The 17,063-nt window shown below is 61.6% G+C and carries 15 protein-coding genes; 6 read left to right on the plus strand and 9 right to left on the minus strand.

What is annotated here, in order from left to right; translation table 11 throughout:
* The first annotated feature begins 153 nt into the window (after window positions 1-153).
* Window positions 154-420, plus strand: a complete 267-nt coding sequence (locus J2858_RS09050) for a DUF2188 domain-containing protein (RefSeq protein ID WP_210104466.1) — start codon at window positions 154-156, stop codon at window positions 418-420.
* A 6-nt stretch (window positions 421-426) separates the two neighbouring features.
* Here J2858_RS09050 and J2858_RS09055 read toward each other — a convergent pair whose 3' ends face one another.
* A complete protein-coding gene (locus J2858_RS09055; protein ID WP_210104467.1) occupies window positions 427-1,329 on the minus strand; it encodes a LysR family transcriptional regulator in 903 nt (300 codons plus the stop codon).
* 88 nt (window positions 1,330-1,417) lie between these two features.
* On the opposite strand from J2858_RS09055, the gene J2858_RS09060 reads away from it, so the two are divergent.
* Complete coding sequence (locus tag J2858_RS09060) at window positions 1,418-2,488, plus strand: NAD-dependent epimerase/dehydratase family protein (protein ID WP_210104468.1); 1,071 nt, start codon at window positions 1,418-1,420, stop codon at window positions 2,486-2,488.
* Window positions 2,489-2,557: 69 nt separating this feature from the next.
* Here the strand turns inward: J2858_RS09060 and J2858_RS09065 are convergent, their stop codons facing one another.
* The 4 genes from J2858_RS09065 to trxB form a co-directional block, all read right to left on the minus strand.
* Window positions 2,558-3,679, minus strand: a complete 1,122-nt coding sequence (locus J2858_RS09065; protein WP_210104469.1) for an alkene reductase — start codon at window positions 3,677-3,679, stop codon at window positions 2,558-2,560.
* Window positions 3,680-3,723: 44 nt separating this feature from the next.
* Window positions 3,724-4,020, minus strand: a complete 297-nt coding sequence (locus J2858_RS09070; protein ID WP_210104470.1) for an ArsR/SmtB family transcription factor — start codon at window positions 4,018-4,020, stop codon at window positions 3,724-3,726.
* Between the two features lie 570 nt (window positions 4,021-4,590).
* Entirely contained in the window at window positions 4,591-5,487 is an 897-nt protein-coding gene (locus J2858_RS09075) for a LysR family transcriptional regulator VtlR (protein WP_348635470.1), read from the minus strand.
* An 8-nt stretch (window positions 5,488-5,495) separates the two neighbouring features.
* Entirely contained in the window at window positions 5,496-6,470 is a 975-nt protein-coding gene (gene trxB, locus J2858_RS09080) for a thioredoxin-disulfide reductase (RefSeq protein ID WP_210104472.1), read from the minus strand.
* A gap of 248 nt (window positions 6,471-6,718) precedes the next feature.
* Here trxB and J2858_RS09085 point away from each other — a divergent pair, with 248 nt between their 5' ends.
* Window positions 6,719-7,186: an Lrp/AsnC family transcriptional regulator gene (locus J2858_RS09085; RefSeq protein WP_210104473.1), complete on the plus strand. Its 468-nt coding sequence runs from the start codon at window positions 6,719-6,721 to the stop codon at window positions 7,184-7,186.
* A gap of 25 nt (window positions 7,187-7,211) precedes the next feature.
* On the opposite strand, the gene J2858_RS09090 is transcribed toward J2858_RS09085, so the two are convergent.
* Genes J2858_RS09090 through greA form a run of 3 tightly spaced genes read right to left on the minus strand, consistent with a single transcriptional unit; the run spans window position 7,212 to window position 9,591 of the window.
* A complete protein-coding gene (locus J2858_RS09090) occupies window positions 7,212-8,021 on the minus strand; it encodes a glycosyltransferase family 25 protein (RefSeq protein WP_210104474.1) in 810 nt (269 codons plus the stop codon).
* Between the two features lie 12 nt (window positions 8,022-8,033).
* Window positions 8,034-9,092, minus strand: coding sequence for a glycosyltransferase family 4 protein (locus tag J2858_RS09095; RefSeq protein WP_348635464.1), 1,059 nt, complete (start codon window positions 9,090-9,092; stop codon window positions 8,034-8,036).
* Window positions 9,093-9,114: 22 nt separating this feature from the next.
* Complete coding sequence (greA, locus tag J2858_RS09100; protein WP_210104475.1) at window positions 9,115-9,591, minus strand: transcription elongation factor GreA; 477 nt, start codon at window positions 9,589-9,591, stop codon at window positions 9,115-9,117.
* 227 nt (window positions 9,592-9,818) lie between these two features.
* On the opposite strand from greA, the gene J2858_RS09105 reads away from it, so the two are divergent.
* The 3 genes from J2858_RS09105 (at window position 9,819) to J2858_RS09115 (ending at window position 13,157) form a co-directional block, all read left to right on the plus strand.
* Window positions 9,819-11,051: a putative DNA modification/repair radical SAM protein gene (locus tag J2858_RS09105; protein ID WP_210104713.1), complete on the plus strand. Its 1,233-nt coding sequence runs from the start codon at window positions 9,819-9,821 to the stop codon at window positions 11,049-11,051.
* Window positions 11,051-12,511: a UdgX family uracil-DNA binding protein gene (locus J2858_RS09110; protein ID WP_210104476.1), complete on the plus strand. Its 1,461-nt coding sequence runs from the start codon at window positions 11,051-11,053 to the stop codon at window positions 12,509-12,511. The genes J2858_RS09105 and J2858_RS09110 overlap by 1 nt, the downstream gene beginning before the upstream one ends.
* A gap of 193 nt (window positions 12,512-12,704) precedes the next feature.
* Complete coding sequence (locus tag J2858_RS09115; RefSeq protein ID WP_210104477.1) at window positions 12,705-13,157, plus strand: DUF1842 domain-containing protein; 453 nt, start codon at window positions 12,705-12,707, stop codon at window positions 13,155-13,157.
* A gap of 226 nt (window positions 13,158-13,383) precedes the next feature.
* Here the strand turns inward: J2858_RS09115 and carB are convergent, their stop codons facing one another.
* Entirely contained in the window at window positions 13,384-16,869 is a 3,486-nt protein-coding gene (gene carB, locus J2858_RS09120) for a carbamoyl-phosphate synthase large subunit (protein WP_210104478.1), read from the minus strand.
* Between the last annotated feature and the right edge of the window lie 194 nt (window positions 16,870-17,063).

Below are 17,063 nucleotides of genomic sequence, written 5' to 3' on the forward strand. Positions count from 1 at the left end.
CGGCTGCTCGGGAGCAATCTATGGCAGTGGCTGCAGGCTTCAAGCAGATCCGCAGCCAGGAGGGGCGCCTTCAGACGTTTTTGTGGGAACCCCGCAAGCCCCCGGACATTTGGTGTTTGGTTATCGTCAAAAGAACACATCAGGAGGAAAGCCATGACGAAGGTCGTATACAAGGTCGTTCAACATGATGGCGGCTGGGCCTACCGGCTGGGCGACGTCTATTCCGAAACATTTGCCAGCCATGCCGACGCGCTGCAGGCAGCACGGATCGTTGCGGCCGAGCAGCAGGTGGGTGGCGATGCAGAAGAAATCAGCTGGCAGGATGCAGCCGGCATATGGCACGTCGAATATAGCGACGGCGGCGACCGGCCGGAGGCCGAAGTGGAAGACACCGAGCCGCAGGCAAATCAGGCGCCCTGACGCCCGTCAGGCGCTTCGCACATAATCGATCAATCCGTCGCAGAGCGCATCGAATGTCGCCCTGCAGCGGGGGGATTGCCGCAGATTCTCGTGCATGGCGACCCAGGTATCAAGCGACAGGGAGAACTCCGGCAGCAACCGCACCATGTTCGGATCGCGTTGCGCCAGCTTGACCTGGCATATGCCGATGCCGGCTCCGGCCCGGATCGCCGAAAGTTGGGCAAGATTGCTGTCGGTGCGATAGGTCCAATGAAGATTGTCCGGGAAATCCGGAGCCTGTTGCCGGATGCTTTCGATGCTTGCCCGGATGAAGGCCGTTTCCCGGTCGAAACCGACCATGTGGTGCAGCGTCAAGGCCTGCAGGTCCGCCGGACTGCCCTTCCGGTCCAGATAGCTTCGGGCGGCGTGAAGCCCAAGTTCAATCGTTCCGATATGGCGCGCCACCAGGGCATCCTGCCGGGGCCTCGTCATGCGCACGGCAATGTCTGCCTCGCGCCGCAAAAGATCATGCAGCGTATCGGACAGGGACAGCTCCACGTCGAGCCGCGGATGGGCCGCCTGCAATTTTGACAGGATCGGGGGCAGGACCTCGACACCGATGACATCACTGGCGCTGATGCGCACGACGCCTTCCACAGCGCCGATGGCGCTCGATGCCTCGCGCAACAGGGCCGCAGCCGTGGTGGCGAGGTTTTCCGTATAGGGCCGCAAGGCCTCAGCCGCATCGGTCGGCAGCAGACCCTGCTGCGAGCGCGTGAACAGCGCATGCCCCAGCGCCTGCTCCAGCTCATCGATATGGCGCCCGACAGTCGGCTGCGTCAGCCCGAGCGTCCTTGCTGCCGCCGAGAGGGAGCCGGTTTCTAAAACAGCCAAAAGCGTTCGGTAGAGATTCCAGTCTGGCTCATTCATTTTTGAATAGACACCATAAGATTTCCGAGAATTTCCTATAACTGCAGAACGCGGGATACTCCAGTCCGTCAGACAGAAGGAGTTTCCGATGACCGTCCCCCACGCCGCAGACAATGCCTCCACCACTCCTGCCACGAAACCCATCGCTCTTATCCTTGGCGCCACCGGAGGCGTTGGCGGAACCGTTGGCCGCCGTCTGGTCGCGGAAGGATGGCATGTCCGCGCTCTGCATCGCAGGGCGCTCGCCGTTGCCGCGAGCGAACCGTCGTTCGAATGGGTGACGGGCGATGCCATGAACGGTTCCGACGTGCTGAACGCCTCTGAAGGGGCGCAGCTTATCGTGCATGCGGTCAATCCCCCCGGCTACCGCGACTGGGGCAAGCTGGTTCTGCCGATGATCGACAATACCATTTCTGCTGCGAGAGCCTGCGGTGCGCGCATTCTTCTGCCCGGCACGGTCTACAATTTCGGCCCGGACGCCTTTCCAATCCTTGAGGAGGACAGCCCGCAGAACCCGTTGACCGCCAAGGGGGCGATCCGCGTCGAGCTTGAGCGGCGGTTGCGCTTTGCAGTGCAGGACGGCGTGCCGGTGCTGATCGTGCGGGCGGGAGATTTTTTCGGGCCGGGTGCGGCAAACAGCTGGTTTTCGCAAGGTTTGGTCCGGCCCGGCCGGCCGGTCACCCGTGTCATGCGACCGGCGGCGCGCGGCATTGGCCACCAGTGGGCCTATCTGCCGGACGTGGCCGAAACCATGGTGCGGCTCCTGGGGCAGGCCAGTCGGCTGCCGACCTTCGCTGTCTTTCATATGGAGGGCGTCTGGGACGAGGATGGCGAACGGATGATCGGCGCCATTGCGCGCGTCACCAAACGCAAGCTGCGCCAGCATCGGTTCCCCTGGTGGCTTGTCGGGTTGGCGCCCCCCGTCGTGCCGCTTTTCCGGGAGCTGTGGGAAATGCGATACCTCTGGAGAGAGCCGATCCGCATGTCGAACGGCAAGCTGCGCGCGTTCCTGGGGTTCGAGCCACAGACGCCGCTCGACACGGCCATTCGCGAAACGCTGGTTTCGCTGAAATGCCTGGAGCCGCCGACCGAACCGGCGCTCGGTCCTCGTGGCGACAGGCTGACGAAGAACGCCTTGCCCCTGTCCTCCAGGCCATAGGTCGCCAACGTGCTCATGCGCTCCAAAAAGACGAGGCCCGCAGCTGTGCGGGCCTCGTTGGAAATCGGATTACTCGGCTGCTTCCAGCGTCGGGTAGTCGGTATAGCCTTCCGCGCCGCCGCCATAGAGGGTCTGCGGGTTGATGTCGTTCCAGGCAGCGCCGTCCTTGATGCGGCGAACCAGGTCCGGATTGGCGATGAACGGCTTGCCGAAGGAGATCAGGTCGGCCTTGCCGCTTTCGACGGCCTCGGCTGCCGTCTCGGCCGAGTAGCCGTTGTTGAGCATCCAGGCGCCCTTGCCGCCGGCATTGACATAGGCTGCCTTGAAGGCGGCGTAGTCGAAGCGGCTGCCGTCGTATTGATGGTCGCGCGCACCGCCGGTTGCCCCTTCGATCACATGGATGAAGGCGAGGTTACGTGTGGCAAGTTCCGCGACCAGCGCGTTGAACAGGGCCTGCGGGTTGCTGTCGCTCACGTCATTGGCGGGCGTGGTCGGGGACAGGCGAATGCCGGTCCTGCCGGCGCCAATGGCCGCAGCCACGGCATCGACCACCTCAAGCGTCAGGCGCAGGCGGTTTTCGATCGAGCCGCCATAGCCGTCCGTGCGCTTATTGGCGCCGTCCTTCAGGAACTGGTCGAGCAGGTAGCCATTGGCGCCGTGAATTTCCACGCCGTCGAAACCGGCATCGACGGCAGCACGGGCAGCCCGGGCAAAATCAGCCGCGATGCCCGGCAGTTCGGAGAGTTCGAGCGCACGCGGGGCAGAGGTTTCGGCAAAACCGCCGCTGCCATCTTCGTTCAGGATATAGGTCTTCGACTTAGCGGTGATGGCAGACGGTGCAACGGGGGCGCCGCCGCCCGGCTGCAGCGAAACATGCGAGACGCGGCCGACATGCCAGAGCTGGGCTACGATCTTGCCGCCGCGCGAATGCACGCCATCGGTGACCTTCTTCCAGCCTTCCAGCGCTTCGGGAAGATAAAGACCGGGCACATCGGCATAGCCCTGACCCTGCTGGGTGACGGCCGTGCCTTCGGAGACGATGAGGCCCGCCGTGGCGCGCTGCTCGTAATAGACGACGTTGAGATCGTTCGGGATGGCCTTCGGCGAGCGGTTGCGCGTAAGCGGCGCCATGACGATGCGGTTGTTGAGGGTGAGGTCCCCGAAGGTGACGGTATCAAACAATGACGACATGAACGTTCCTTTTTTGACTGTGCGGAGGAGGGAAGCGCTACGGCTCAGAGCGTAGCGCCAAGATGCGCGACGAAGGCACGGATCATGTCTTCGTCGCGTTGATAGAAGGTCCACTGGCCGACCTTGGTGATCTTGACGAGACCTGCCTTTTCAAGCGTTGCCAGATGGGCGGATACGGTGGACTGCGACAGGCCGCAGCGCTTTTCGAACTGGTTGGCGCAGATGCCCATGTCGAGCGGGTGTGCCTGCGATGAAAAATGTGTTTCGGGCTCGCGCATCCATTCGAGAAATTCGACGCGCGCCGGATGCGACAGGGCTTTGAGGATTTCGCTGCGGTCCATGGCCTGATCTCTTATATCGTCCATGAACGATATATGGATCGTTCATTCCCGATTTAAAGGTGGTTCGGCCAAAAAAATGGGCCTCCGGATTGCTCCGAGGCCCAAAGGTGTGAAGGTTGAAAAAACCTCCAGAGGGGAACAGCCGGCGCGGGCAACGAGGGGATGTCACCAAGGGGCGCCAGCTGACATCAATATGGGGAGGAGGAATGGTGCAGGCAAGTGCCGTGCCGTGTTTCCGGCGGATATTTCCGCTGACATGGGCAATGCGCAGTTAAAAAAAGAGGGCCACCGGATTTCTCCAGGGCCCTTTAAAGTGTGAAGGTCAAATAACCTCCAGAGGGGAACAGCTGCTGCGGTGGAACTGGGAGGAAAAGCCACCATGTGCATCAGCTGTGTGCGATATGGTGCTTTATTGTGCAGTGAACAATCCATTTTTGTGCAGGACAGCCATGCGCTCCTCGCACAGGTGCGGCTTCGAGCTGCCGTCAATTGTAGGAACTGCCTGCAAATCCTTGAAGAAAATGGCTTTTGTCATTCGGTTGCAACGGACTCTGTTTGCCCGCGTCCTCGTCAGAAGTTCCAGTTTCGCGCTTTTGCGACGATGAAATCACGAAAAACCTTGAGCTTCGCGGCGTTCTTCATCTCGTCCGGATAGCAGAAATAGGTGTCGAACGAGGGGATATCGGCGTTGATCGCCAGCTGAATCAGTCCCGGGTCGCGCCCGACGATGTAATCTGGGAGCACCGCAATGCCGATTCCGAGCAGGCAGGCGCGTTTGATCGAGGTCTGGCTGTTGATCTGCAGGTGCGGCAGGCGCGGATTGTCGGAATTGCGCCCGGCATATTCCAGCCAGTTCACATCGAGCAGGTAATTCGGCGCCGGCTCACCGAAGGTGATGATCCGGTGTTCGTCGAGGTCCTCGATCGTCTGCGGCTCCCCGAACCGGTTGATGTAGGAGGGGGCTGCGTAGACATGCATATGCACGGTGAACAGCTTGCGCTGGATGAGGTCGGATTGCTGCGGCTGGCGCAGGCGGATCGCGCAGTCGGCATGGCGCATGTTGACGTCCAGCTCCTCGTTGTCGAGGATGAGCTGGATGGCCATTTCCGGATAAAGCTGCAGGAATTCCTGCACCTTGTCGGTGAGCCAGCCCTGGCCGAGGCCGACCGTGGTGGTGACGCGCAGCTTGCCGCTCGGCTTCTCCGTCGTCTCCGTCAGCTGCATTTTCACCGTTTCGAGCTTCAGCAGCACGTCATGGGCGGTCCGGTAGAGAAGTTCGCCCTGTTCGGTGAGAATCAGGCCGCGGGCGTGGCGGTGAAACAGCTTTACCCCCACGTCCTGTTCGAGGGCGCTCACCTGACGGCTGATCGCCGACTGCGACAGATGCAGCTTGTCGGCGGCATGGGTGAACGATCCGGCTTCCGCTGCCGCGTGAAAAATGCGCAATTTGTCCCAGTCGAGAGGCACCACCATGATTATTCCGCCGCTTCGGCAAGCGGCAGGATGCCGGCAAGATAACGCTCGGCTTCAAGCGCTGCCATGCAGCCCATGCCGGCGGCCGTGATCGCCTGCCGGAAAGTGTCGTCCGTGACGTCACCGGCGGCAAAGACGCCCGGAACGTCGGTGGCGGTCGAATCCGGCGCGGTCCACATATAGCCGTTGTCCTTCAGCCTGACCTTGCCCTTGAACAGCTCCGTTGCCGGCGCATGGCCGATGGCCACGAAGACGCCGTGGATCGGCCGTTCGGTGATGGCGCCGGTCAGCGTGTTGCGCAGCTTCACGCCGGTGACCGATGGCGGCATCGGCGGCTTTGCAGCCTCGCCGGTGATTTCCGCCACTTCCGTGTTCCACAGCACCTCGACATTCGGGCGCTGCATGAGGCGCTCACGCAGGATCTTTTCCGAACGGAAACTGTCGCGGCGATGCACGACGGTCACTGACTTTGCAATATTCGACAGGTAGAGCGCCTCTTCGACGGCCGAATTGCCGCCGCCGACCACGATCACATCACGGTTGCGATAGAAGAAGCCATCGCAGGTGGCGCAGGCCGAGACGCCAAACCCCTGGAAATGCTGTTCGCTGTCGATGCCGAGCCATTTCGCCTTGGCGCCGGTTGCAATGATCAGCGTATCGGCGGTCCACACCTGGCCGGAATCGGTTCTGACCACGAAGGGACGGGTGGACAAGTCCACCTCGGTCACGAGATCGTTGACGATCTCGGTGCCGACATGCTGCGCCTGCTTCAGCATCTGCTCCATCAGGAACGGGCCCTGGATCGGATCGGCAAAGCCCGGATAGTTTTCCACGTCCGTGGTGATCATCAGCTGGCCGCCCTGCTCCATGCCGGCAATCAGCACCGGCTTCAGCATGGCGCGTGCCGCATAAATGGCTGCCGTATAGCCGGCAGGCCCGGAGCCGATGATGAGAACCTGCGTGTGACGGGCAGACATGGACGTTTTCCTTTCGAGGTCGCTGTCGGCAAACGGCGGAACGCAACCCCTGCGGGGGTTCCCGGGCCATTCGCCTTTGGCTCCCATTTATGAACGTTCCCTGCCTCAATTCAAGGGCAGCAGGGCGGGAGGAGGCGCAAGCGGGCATTTACGCACACTATTCATGCGCGCTTGCGACATAATCTTGCGCCAGATCCTTGCGTTCGCCGGGTCTTGGGCTAAAACCAACCCGAAACAAGGGGTTCTCCGTGCTTAAAGCCGAACTTGATGCCATCGATATCAAAATCCTTCGCGAGTTGCAGCGCGACGGTCGCATGACCAATGTCGAGCTTGCCGAGCGCGTCGGCATTTCGGCGCCGCCCTGCCTGCGGCGCGTACGCAAGCTGGAAGAGGCGGGCATCATCGAAGGCTATGCGGCGATCCTCAACGGTCCGCGCCTCGGCTACGATCTCGTCGCCTTCTGCCTTGTCGGGCTGAAGCACCAGTCGGAAAGCAACCTGAAGGCCTTTGCCGCGCTCGCGCAGGGCTGGACCATCGTGCGCGAAGCCTGGATGGTGTCCGGCGACAGCGACTTCCTCTTGCGCTGTACGGCCGAAAACCTCACCAATTTCCAGGATTTCGTCATCGAAGTGCTGGCCGCCAACGAGCATGTCGACACCGTGCGCACCATGCTCACCATCCGGCAGGTGAAGAAGCTGGGGCTGGTGGAGGTTTAAGCGGCGTCAAACGCCTTCAGGGCAATCACGGTTGTGTGGGTGAAAAGGCGATCCTGACATTGCGAACCGTGCTCAACGGGTTCAGCCGGGAGCCTGCAATAGCGACCCCTGCCTGGGCGACCAGACGCAGCAATTCACGCTTGAGCTTCTGAACCGGCTTCAGTCTTGGCTTCCGGATCGCCCAGGATCGGACAATGTCGCCGTCAAGTCCTTCGCGCCCTGTCTTCAGAAACTGGTCCTGAATACAAAGGGCCGGGCTGATCTGGTAAGTCGCCAGTCGCGAAAACAGCGGCGAGGCTGGATCGAACATCAGATGGTCAATGGCCTGATTTGAACTGCTCACTGCGGCAAGCAGCATTTTGGCAGCCTTGGGTGTCACGATGTAGGCGCCCGTACCCAGGTGCGCCCCGACGAGCCGCATGAGACAGAAGGCAGATGCAACCGGCTGCTTGGCACGTGAGACGACAATTGTCTTTCCCGTCGTCTCAAGCTTCACAAGGTCTGCGTCCGCGGGAAGCCAATCCAAAGAACGTAAAAGTGCGGATGAGGCAGGAGCAACATGCAGATCATCCTCCAGTACGACGCCGGGTTCGCCTTTCTCAACGACCTTTTGCCAGACCTGCCTGTGGCTTAGCAGGCAGCCAACCTCGCCCACCGACAAAACCAGGCTCCCGTCCGCGTGGCTCGGCGACCATGTCTGAAGCGTTTCCGGCGAAAGCGTCTTGCCATCGACCGCTTCGATGCGTTCGAAGGCAAGGCCACGCTCCGTCAGCAGCGCCTGCATGCGGGCCATGCGGTCTAAGGCGCGATCAAGGTTGATGACGTAGATTGTCATGGGAAAACGGCCTTATCGAGCATCCAGCAGCGCCCGGTACACGGCGCCGATGGCCTTTGCCTCGCGTTCGACGGAAAAGTGTTCGGTGACGTGGGCATGGGCGGCGGTGCCGTGTGCGATGCAGAGGGACGGGGAGGCAAGGTAGGGTTCTATCCCGCCGGCAAAACTGGCAAGTTCCCCGCGTTCCACCATGCGCCCGGTTTCTCCATCGACGATCAGTTCGGCAAAGGCGCCGACATCGGCGGCCACCACCGGTATGCCGCTTGCCATGGCTTCAAGCGGGGTGAGCCCGAACCCTTCCCAGCGCTGCGGCGCGATGAACAGGTCCAGCCCGCGATACCACTCGTTGATATTGGTATGCTCGCCGACAAAGAGGATGCGATCGGCAAGGCCGGCGGCGTTGACGCGCGCTTTCAGCTCGTCCTCGAAGGGGACGTATTTCGGCGTCGCGCGCCCGGCCACCACGGCGGTCCATTGCGGATGGTTCGGCAGGAGCCGGATCATCGCATCGACAAAGAGATCCGTGCCCTTCTGGTGGCGCACGCGGCCGAAACAGCCGACATGGTGCTTTTGCGGATCTAGCCCGAGCTGCCCCTTGGCGGCAGCCTTGTCAGGCGCCGGGGAAAACCGCTGAAGATCGATGCCGTGCAGGATGACGGTGCTCTCCCGCTCGAGATAGGAGGCGGTTTTCCGGCATACCGAAATCACCTTGTCCATCCGCGAAATCAGCCATTTCGTCCAGGCGGAATGCTTGCGCTGCGAGGCGGAGGTGAAGACGAGCTTCAGCCGCATGCGGCAGACATCGCGCAGCAGAATGCCGGGCAGCATCTCGATATTGCGCCGCGCATGCCAGACCCGGTAACGGCCGCCCTCAGGCGGTGCCCACAGGCGCAGGAGGTCGCCTGCCGACATGGACGGCAGGAAGGACGGCAAGCCCGGCCCGAAGGTGATGACCTTCTGGCCGAGACGGTTCTGAACCGGAACGAGCTGGATGATGGTGGAGGTGACGCCCGACAGCCTTCGTTTGAAGTGCGGGGCAATCACCTCGACCTGATGCAGGGAAGGGGGCACGATCGACGCCTGCTTGACGGTTTCAGCCCCAGTTGACGGCGATGATCTCGTAGGCCTTGGAGCCGCCGGGTGCCACCACTTCGATGCTGTCGCCAGCTTCCTTGCCGATCATGGCGCGAGCAATCGGCGAGGAAATTGAAATGCGGCCTTCCTTCACGTCGGCTTCCTGGTCGCCGACGATCTGGTAGATCTTTTCCTCGTCGGTGTCTTCATCCACCAGCTTGACCGTGGCGCCGAACTTGATCTTGGAACCGGACATCTTGCTGAGGTCGATCACTTCGGCGCGCGCCGTCAGGTCTTCCAGTTCCGTCACGCGGCCTTCGTTGTGGCTCTGCGCTTCTTTGGCCGCGTGGTATTCGGCATTTTCCGAAAGGTCGCCATGCGCGCGCGCTTCCGAAATGGCCTCGATGATGCGAGGACGTTCCTCCTGCTGGCGCCAGCGCAGTTCTTCCTGCAGCTTGGCGAAACCGGACGGAGTCATCGGGACCTTATCAACCATTTTCCTTAACCCTCAGTCTCATGGCCGCCACGGGCGGCCACAAAAAGAAACAGGTCCCGGAGGGTGTCCCCGGAACCGTGTGAAAGCTCTAATTTGGGCAACCATAGCAGAATCACCAGGTCAATTGCCAGTAAATTCGAAATAGGGCGCCGGGCGGGCTTTGACAGGGGGCGCACTTTCACAGCTCGGCTTGACGGCGGCGACCAGAACATATAGTGAACATGCTTATGAAGAAGTCGCTGAAAGAACGTCTCGCCATTCTCTCCGACGCTGCCAAATACGATGCGTCCTGTGCCTCGAGTGGTACCACGAAACGCGATTCGGGCGGCAGTGGCGGTCTAGGCTCGACGGAAGGGTCCGGCATATGTCATGCCTATGCGCCGGATGGGCGCTGCATTTCTCTCCTCAAGATCCTGCTCACGAATTTCTGCATCTTCGACTGCGCCTATTGCATCAATCGCTCGTCGAGCAATGTCGAGCGTGCGCGCTTCACGCCCGACGAGGTGATCTGGCTGACGCTCGAATTCTACCGGCGCAATTATATCGAGGGTCTGTTTCTCTCCTCCGGCATCATCCGCTCCTCCGATCACACCATGGAGGAGATGGTGCGGGTGGCGCGTGAGCTGCGCACCACCCACCAGTTCCGCGGCTATATTCACCTGAAGACCATTCCGGATGCCTCTCCGGCCCTTATTGCCGAGGCAGGGCTTTATGCGGACCGGCTGTCGATCAACATCGAATTGCCGACCGACCAGGGGATTGGTCAGTTTGCACCGGAAAAGAAGCCCGCCGGCATCCGGCGCGCCATGGGCGATCTGCGGTTGAAGATCGAGGAGGCGTCCGAGCCGACGCTGCAGACGAAGCGCCGGCGCACCTTCGTTCCCGCCGGCCAGAGCACGCAGATGATCGTCGGGGCCGATGGCGCAAGCGATGCGACCATATTGGGCACCAGCGCCCGGCTTTACGGCAGCTACGGCCTCAAGCGTGTCTATTACTCCGCCTTCAGCCCGATCCCGGACGCCTCTTCGAAACTGCCGCTGATCAAGCCGCCGCTGATGCGCGAGCATCGGCTGTACCAGGCGGACTGGCTCTATCGCTTCTACGGGTTCGATATCGGCGAAATCACCGCTTCGGCACCCGACGGCAATCTCGATCTCGATCTCGATCCGAAACTGGCCTGGGCTTTGGGCAATCGCGAAAAATTTCCCGTCGACGTCAACAAGGCTCCCAAGGAAATGCTGCTGCGTGTCCCGGGGTTCGGCACAAAGACGGTGCGCGCGATCCTGTCTTCGCGCCGGCAGCGGCGGTTGCGGCTGGAGGATCTCGGGCGCCTCTCGGTGTCGCTGCGCAAGGTGCAGGCCTTCATCGTCGCAGACGGCTGGACGCCGCACCGGCTGATCGATCGCACGGATCTGCGCGGCATGTTTGCGCCGCAGCCGCAGCAACTGGCCCTGTTCTGATGCGCACGGTTTTCCTGAAAGGGCGCGGCGATTTTACCGAATGGCGGGACGCCGCGCGCGCGCTCCTGCAGGCCGATATCGAGCCGCAGGCCGTCGACTGGCGGCTTGCAGGCGAGGCAACGCTTCTGGAGGGGGCGGGTGAACCGCAGCCGATGCCGGAGCCTTTGGCGGCAGCGGGGAAGGCCGTTGCGGTACCGGCAGCCTTTCTGGCGCTTGCGCAATCGGTCGTCTGTCACACGCAGCCGGCGCGCTTTGCGCTGCTTTACCGCCTGCTCTTTCGACTGCGCCATGAGCGGCAGCTTCTGGAAATCGTTTCCGATGCCGATGTGATCGAGGCGCTCAGACTTGAAAAATCGGTGCGCCGCGACAGCCACAAGATGAAGGCCTTCGTTCGCTTCAAGGAAGTGCCGGGAGAGAAGGGGCCGCGCCGCTCTTTCGTCGCCTGGTTCGAACCGGATCATTTCATCGTGGCGCGCACGGCCCCCTTCTTTGCCCGCCGCTTTGCCGACATGGACTGGCTGATTGCCACCCCGAAAGGATCGGCTACCTTCAATGGTGAAGGCCTGGTCGTATCCGATCAGCCGGCAGAAAAGCTTGACCGGCAGGATGTCGCCGATGACCTCTGGCGGGTCTATTACGCCAATATCTTCAATCCCGCCCGGTTGAAGGTGAAGGCGATGACGGCGGAAATGCCGAAGAAATACTGGAAAAACCTGCCGGAAGCCTCGCTCATTCCGGGCCTCATCGCGCAGGCCGAGGAAAAGGTGAAGGAGATGGCTGAAAAGGCCGCCTCCCAGCCGCCGCTGTTTCACGCGCGGTTGCGCGAGCGTGCCGCCACGGCTTTGCTGGCGGACCCGCCACACGATGCGCCGTCGCCCACGCTTGCCGGGCTTCGCCGGCAGGCGGAAGGCTGTACGCGCTGCCCGCTGCATTGCAACGCCACGCAGACGGTGTTCGGGGAAGGGCCGGAGCGGGCCGATATCATGGTGGTTGGCGAGCAGCCGGGCGATCAGGAGGATCTGGCGGGTCGTGCCTTCGTCGGCCCGGCCGGGAAGCTGTTCGACGGGGTTCTGTCTGAAATCGGCATCGATCGGCAGGCGCTCTATGTCACCAATGCGGTCAAGCACTTCAAATATGAGCCGCGCGGCAAGCGGCGCATCCACCAGAAGCCGAACCAGGGCGAGATCGAGGCCTGCCGCTGGTGGCTGGGCCAGGAGGTTGACCTGGTCCAGCCGAAGCTGGTCGTGGCGATGGGGGCCAGTGCCTATTTCTCGCTGACGGGCGAAAAGCGACCTCTTTCGGAGGTGCGCGGAAAGATGATGAGCATCGGCGAAGACCGCCGGTTGCTCGTCACCGTCCATCCCTCCTATCTGCTGCGCTTGCAAGAAGGGGAGGTCCAGAGGCGGGAAAGGCAGCTTTTTCAGAATGATCTGCGCGGCATGAAAGAATACTTTATGTAGGCGCAAAAAAATATTGCCGGAGAGCCTAGTATTATTGGCGTCGTCGGCAAAAATTTACTTTTTTTGCGAAAAGTCCGTGAAATCTTACGGTTGCATCCTATGCAGGTGATGACATTATGTTTGCGTCCGAAGGTTGATTTTTAAGGAGATCAATGGTCGGGTTCATCAATCACCGCAAACGGGAGGACGTTTCATGGCTATCGAAAGTGTTCAGAAGGTCGGGCTGTTCTATTTGCCGCTGCGCTCGGAAGGCGCGCCGGGCGCCCCGATCAATACGCTCAATCTGACGGTTTACACGCCGAAGAGCCTCGTGACGGGGCATTCGGAGGTAACGCAGGCCGTCAACCCGCCCCTCAGCGTGTCGTCGCATGTCTCCGGCCCGCTCATCTACGAAACCGTGATGGGACCGGGATCGAAGATCCGGATCGACCTCAAAGGCTGGCCGGAGATTGTGTGGCCGCCCGAGGCCGGAATCGGACCGGTCATTCCGGAGAACTATTCGGCAATCCTTCTTCTCGAACCCGATTTTTCGGGCGGTGAGATCATCTACCAGTATCGCACGGGGCTCACAGGCGAATGGCACCAGGTGCGCCAGCCGATCTCCAAGACGGTGGCCGGCCATGACCCGCTCAGCAAGGCAGCATGAAGGCTGATCAGCCGGGCGGACCAATGACGAGGTAAAGCTATCTTGTCTTCGGCGCATCCCGACCGCCGATTACGAAGGTCCGCGTCACGCAACGTGACGGGCCCGATAGAGGCGAGCGAAGCGGGCCGTTGTGCTGGAAAAAGATCCCGAAAACGCGGAAGGGCGGCCAAGGCCGCCCTTCGTCAATTTGCTGCTTGTTTGCAGATGCGTGTCAGGCGTGACGTCCTCAGAAATAGCTCTGCAGCGGGCGCACTTCCAGCTGGCCCTTCTTCAGCGCCTGGATGGCTTCTGCCGCAGCAAGGGCGCCGGCCATGGTGGTGTAATAGGGCACCTTCTGCATCAGCGTTGCGCGGCGCAGCGACTTGGAATCCGAGATCGCCTTGTTCGAATCCGTCGTGTTGATGACGAGCTGAACCTGGCGGTTGCGGATGGCATCCTCGATATGCGGACGTCCCTCCAGAACCTTGTTGATCTTCGTTGCCTCGATACCCTTTTCGGCCAGGAAGCGCGCCGTGCCGCCGGTGGCCAGAACCTTGAAGCCGATCTCGACCAAGAGCTTGATGGCCGGCAGAACACGTTCCTTGTCCTCGTCGCGCACGGAGACGAACACGGTTCCATCGCGCGGCAACTCGACGCTGGCGCCGAGCTGGCTCTTGGCAAAGGCGAGCGCAAAGTTGCTGTCGAGGCCGATGACTTCGCCGGTCGAACGCATTTCAGGACCCAGCAGCGTGTCGACGCCGGGGAAGCGGGCAAACGGGAAGACGGCTTCCTTGACGGCGATGTGCTTCAGATTGCGCGGATCTGGCTTTGTGCCATAGGCCGCAATCGCCGCATCCAGCTTTTCGCCGGTCATGATGCGGGCAGCGATCTTTGCAATCGGCGCGCCGATGGTCTTTGCGACGAAGGGCACCGTGCGCGAGGCGCGCGGGTTGACTTCGAGCACGTAGATTACGCCGTCCTTGATGGCATACTGCACATTCATCAGGCCGCCGACGTTGAGCGCACGCGCCATGGCCGCCGTCTGGCGCTCCAGTTCGTCCAGCGTTTCTTTCGACAGCGAGCGCGACGGCAGCGAGCAGGCGGAGTCACCGGAGTGGATGCCGGCTTCTTCGATATGCTCCATGATGCCCGAGACAAAGACGTTTTCGCCGTCGCAAAGGGCATCGACGTCCACTTCCACGGCATTCGTCAGGTAGCTGTCGAACAGAAGAGGGTTCTTGCCGAGCAGCGTGTTGATCTGGCCCGTCTTGTCGTTCGGATAGCGCTGCTTGATGTCTTCCGGCACCAGGCCCGGCACCGTATCGAGCAGGTAGCTCTGCAGCTGGCCTTCCGAATGGATGATCTGCATGGCGCGGCCACCCAGAACATAGGAGGGGCGCACGACGAGCGGGAAGCCGATTTCCGAGGCGACAAGGCGGGCCTGCTCGACGGAGTAGGCGATGCCGTTGTTCGGCTGGTTGAGGTCCAGCTTCATCAAGAGCTTCTGGAAGCGGTCGCGGTCCTCGGCAAGATCGATCATGTCGGGCGCGGTGCCAAGAATCGGGATGCCCTTCTTTTCGAGCGCTTCGGCAAGCTTCAGCGGCGTCTGGCCGCCGAACTGCACGATGACGCCGACCACTTCGCCGTTTTCCTGCTCGGCGCGCAGGATCTCGATCACGTCTTCGGCCGTCAGCGGCTCGAAATAGAGGCGGTCGGAGGTGTCGTAGTCGGTCGAGACGGTTTCCGGGTTGCAGTTGATCATGATTGCTTCAAAGCCGGCATCCTTCAGCGCGAAGGCGGCATGGCAGCAGCAATAGTCGAACTCGATGCCCTGGCCGATACGGTTTGGGCCACCGCCAAGGATGACCACCTTCTTGCGGTCAGAAATTTCGGCTTCCGAACGCAGCGCGCCGACAAAGGGCGTCTCGTAGGTCGAATACATGTAGGCGGTCGGCGAGGCGAATTCGGCCGCGCAGGTGTCGATGCGCTTGAAGACCGGGCGGACGGACAGGCTGTTGCGCAGTTCGGCCACTTCCTTCGGGCGCTTTCCGGAGAGCGAGGCAAGACGGGCATCCGAAAAGCCCATGGCCTTCAAGGCGCGCAGGTTTTCCGCATCCGTCGGCAGGCCATGTTCGCGCACGCGCGCTTCCATGTCGACGATCGCCTTGAACTGGGCGATGAACCAGGGGTCGATCTTGCAGCCTTCATGCACTTCGGCTTCCGACATGCCGAGACGCAGGGCCTGGGCCACCATGCGCAGGCGATCAGGCGTCGGCGTGCCGATCGCGGCACGAATGGCGTTCTTCGATCCTTCGCCGGCTTCCATGCCGGGGATCTCGATTTCGTCGAGGCCGGTGAGGCCGGTTTCGAGGCCGCGCAGCGCCTTCTGGAGCGATTCGGCAAAGGTGCGGCCGATGGCCATGACTTCGCCGACCGACTTCATGGCGGTGGTCAGGGTCGGTTCGGCGCCGGGGAATTTTTCGAAGGCAAAGCGCGGGATCTTCGTCACGACGTAGTCGATCGACGGTTCGAACGAGGCGGGCGTCGCACCGCCGGTGATGTCGTTGTCCAGCTCGTCCAGTGTATAGCCGACGGCAAGCTTTGCCGCGACCTTGGCAATCGGGAAGCCGGTGGCTTTCGATGCGAGCGCCGACGAGCGCGACACGCGCGGGTTCATCTCGATGACGACGAGGCGGCCATCGGCCGGATTGACGGCGAACTGCACGTTCGAGCCGCCGGTTTCAACGCCGATCTCGCGCAGCACCGCAATCGAGGCGTTGCGCATCATCTGGTATTCCTTGTCCGTCAGCGTCAGCGCCGGGGCCACGGTGATGGAATCGCCGGTGTGGACGCCCATCGGATCGATGTTCTCGATGGAGCAGATGATGATGCAGTTGTCCGCCTTGTCGCGGACGACCTCCATTTCATACTCCTTCCAGCCGAGCACAGATTCCTCGATCAGCACTTCGGTGGTCGGCGAGGCATCGAGGCCCGAGCCGATGATTTCGAAGAATTCCGAGCGGTTATAGGCAATGCCACCGCCAGTGCCGCCCATGGTGAAGGAGGGGCGGATGATGGCGGGGAGGCCAACGACATCGAGCGCCTGGGCTGCCACCGCCATGGCATGGCTCATGTAGCGCTGCTTGCGGTCGGTTTCGCCGAGGTTCCACTGGTTTTCCAGCTCGTCCAGCGCCTTGTCGAGTTCGGCGCCCGAGAGCGTCTCGCGCAGCTTGGCGCGCTCGGCCTCGTGGCTCTTGCGGTCGGTATCCTTGATGTCGGTGGCGTTGGCCAGCATCGATTTCGGCGTTTCAAGGCCGATGCGCGCCATGGCTTCGCGGAAGAGGGCGCGGTCTTCGGCCATGTCGATGGCCGCCGGCTTTGCACCGATCATCTCGACATTGTAGCGGTCGAGAACGCCCATGCGCTTCAAGGACAGCGCCGTGTTGAGCGCCGTCTGCCCGCCCATGGTGGGCAGAAGCGCGTCCGGGCGTTCCTTGGCAATGATTTTCGCGACGACTTCCGGGGTGATCGGCTCGACATAGGTCGCGTCGGCAAGGCCCGGATCGGTCATGATCGTTGCCGGGTTGGAGTTGACCAGGATAACCCGATAACCCTCTTCCTTCAGCGCCTTGACGGCCTGTGTGCCGGAATAGTCGAATTCGCACGCCTGGCCGATGACGATTGGCCCCGCGCCAATGATGAGGATGGACTTGATGTCTTGGCGCTTGGGCATATCGTCTTTCCGCTTATTTTTCCTGCGCGAAAAACCGGCCGGATGAGTGGATCACCGGTCGGGCACAAGAATGGTTTTTTCAGGCTAGAAGCGGCTTATAGGGAAATGTTGAGGCGGAAGGAACCCCCAATCTTTGAAATCTACAGAAGTCGCCGCAACGGCGCATGACGGTCTATTGGCTGAGCCTGGCGGGC

This window comes from Neorhizobium galegae, assembly GCF_017877135.1.
GTDB lineage: Bacteria > Pseudomonadota > Alphaproteobacteria > Rhizobiales > Rhizobiaceae > Neorhizobium > Neorhizobium galegae_A.

Bases quoted from the DNA above. Each gene is read 5' to 3' on its own strand.
- trxB (WP_210104472.1), bottom strand. From the start codon at position 6,470: ATGTCTGCCCGTCACACGCAGGTTCTCATCATCGGCTCCGGGCCTGCC.
- J2858_RS09070 (WP_210104470.1), bottom strand. From the start codon at position 4,020: ATGGACCGCAGCGAAATCCTCAAAGCCCTGTCGCATCCGGCGCGCGTC.
- J2858_RS09105 (WP_210104713.1), top strand. From the start codon at position 9,819: ATGAAGAAGTCGCTGAAAGAACGTCTCGCCATTCTCTCCGACGCTGCC.
- J2858_RS09110 (WP_210104476.1), top strand. From the start codon at position 11,051: ATGCGCACGGTTTTCCTGAAAGGGCGCGGCGATTTTACCGAATGGCGG.
- J2858_RS09090 (WP_210104474.1), bottom strand. From the start codon at position 8,021: ATGACAATCTACGTCATCAACCTTGATCGCGCCTTAGACCGCATGGCC.
- J2858_RS09050 (WP_210104466.1), top strand. From the start codon at position 154: ATGACGAAGGTCGTATACAAGGTCGTTCAACATGATGGCGGCTGGGCC.
- J2858_RS09065 (WP_210104469.1), bottom strand. From the start codon at position 3,679: ATGTCGTCATTGTTTGATACCGTCACCTTCGGGGACCTCACCCTCAAC.
- J2858_RS09055 (WP_210104467.1), bottom strand. From the start codon at position 1,329: ATGAATGAGCCAGACTGGAATCTCTACCGAACGCTTTTGGCTGTTTTA.
- J2858_RS09115 (WP_210104477.1), top strand. From the start codon at position 12,705: ATGGCTATCGAAAGTGTTCAGAAGGTCGGGCTGTTCTATTTGCCGCTG.
- greA (WP_210104475.1), bottom strand. From the start codon at position 9,591: ATGGTTGATAAGGTCCCGATGACTCCGTCCGGTTTCGCCAAGCTGCAG.
- J2858_RS09060 (WP_210104468.1), top strand. From the start codon at position 1,418: ATGACCGTCCCCCACGCCGCAGACAATGCCTCCACCACTCCTGCCACG.
- carB (WP_210104478.1), bottom strand. From the start codon at position 16,869: ATGCCCAAGCGCCAAGACATCAAGTCCATCCTCATCATTGGCGCGGGG.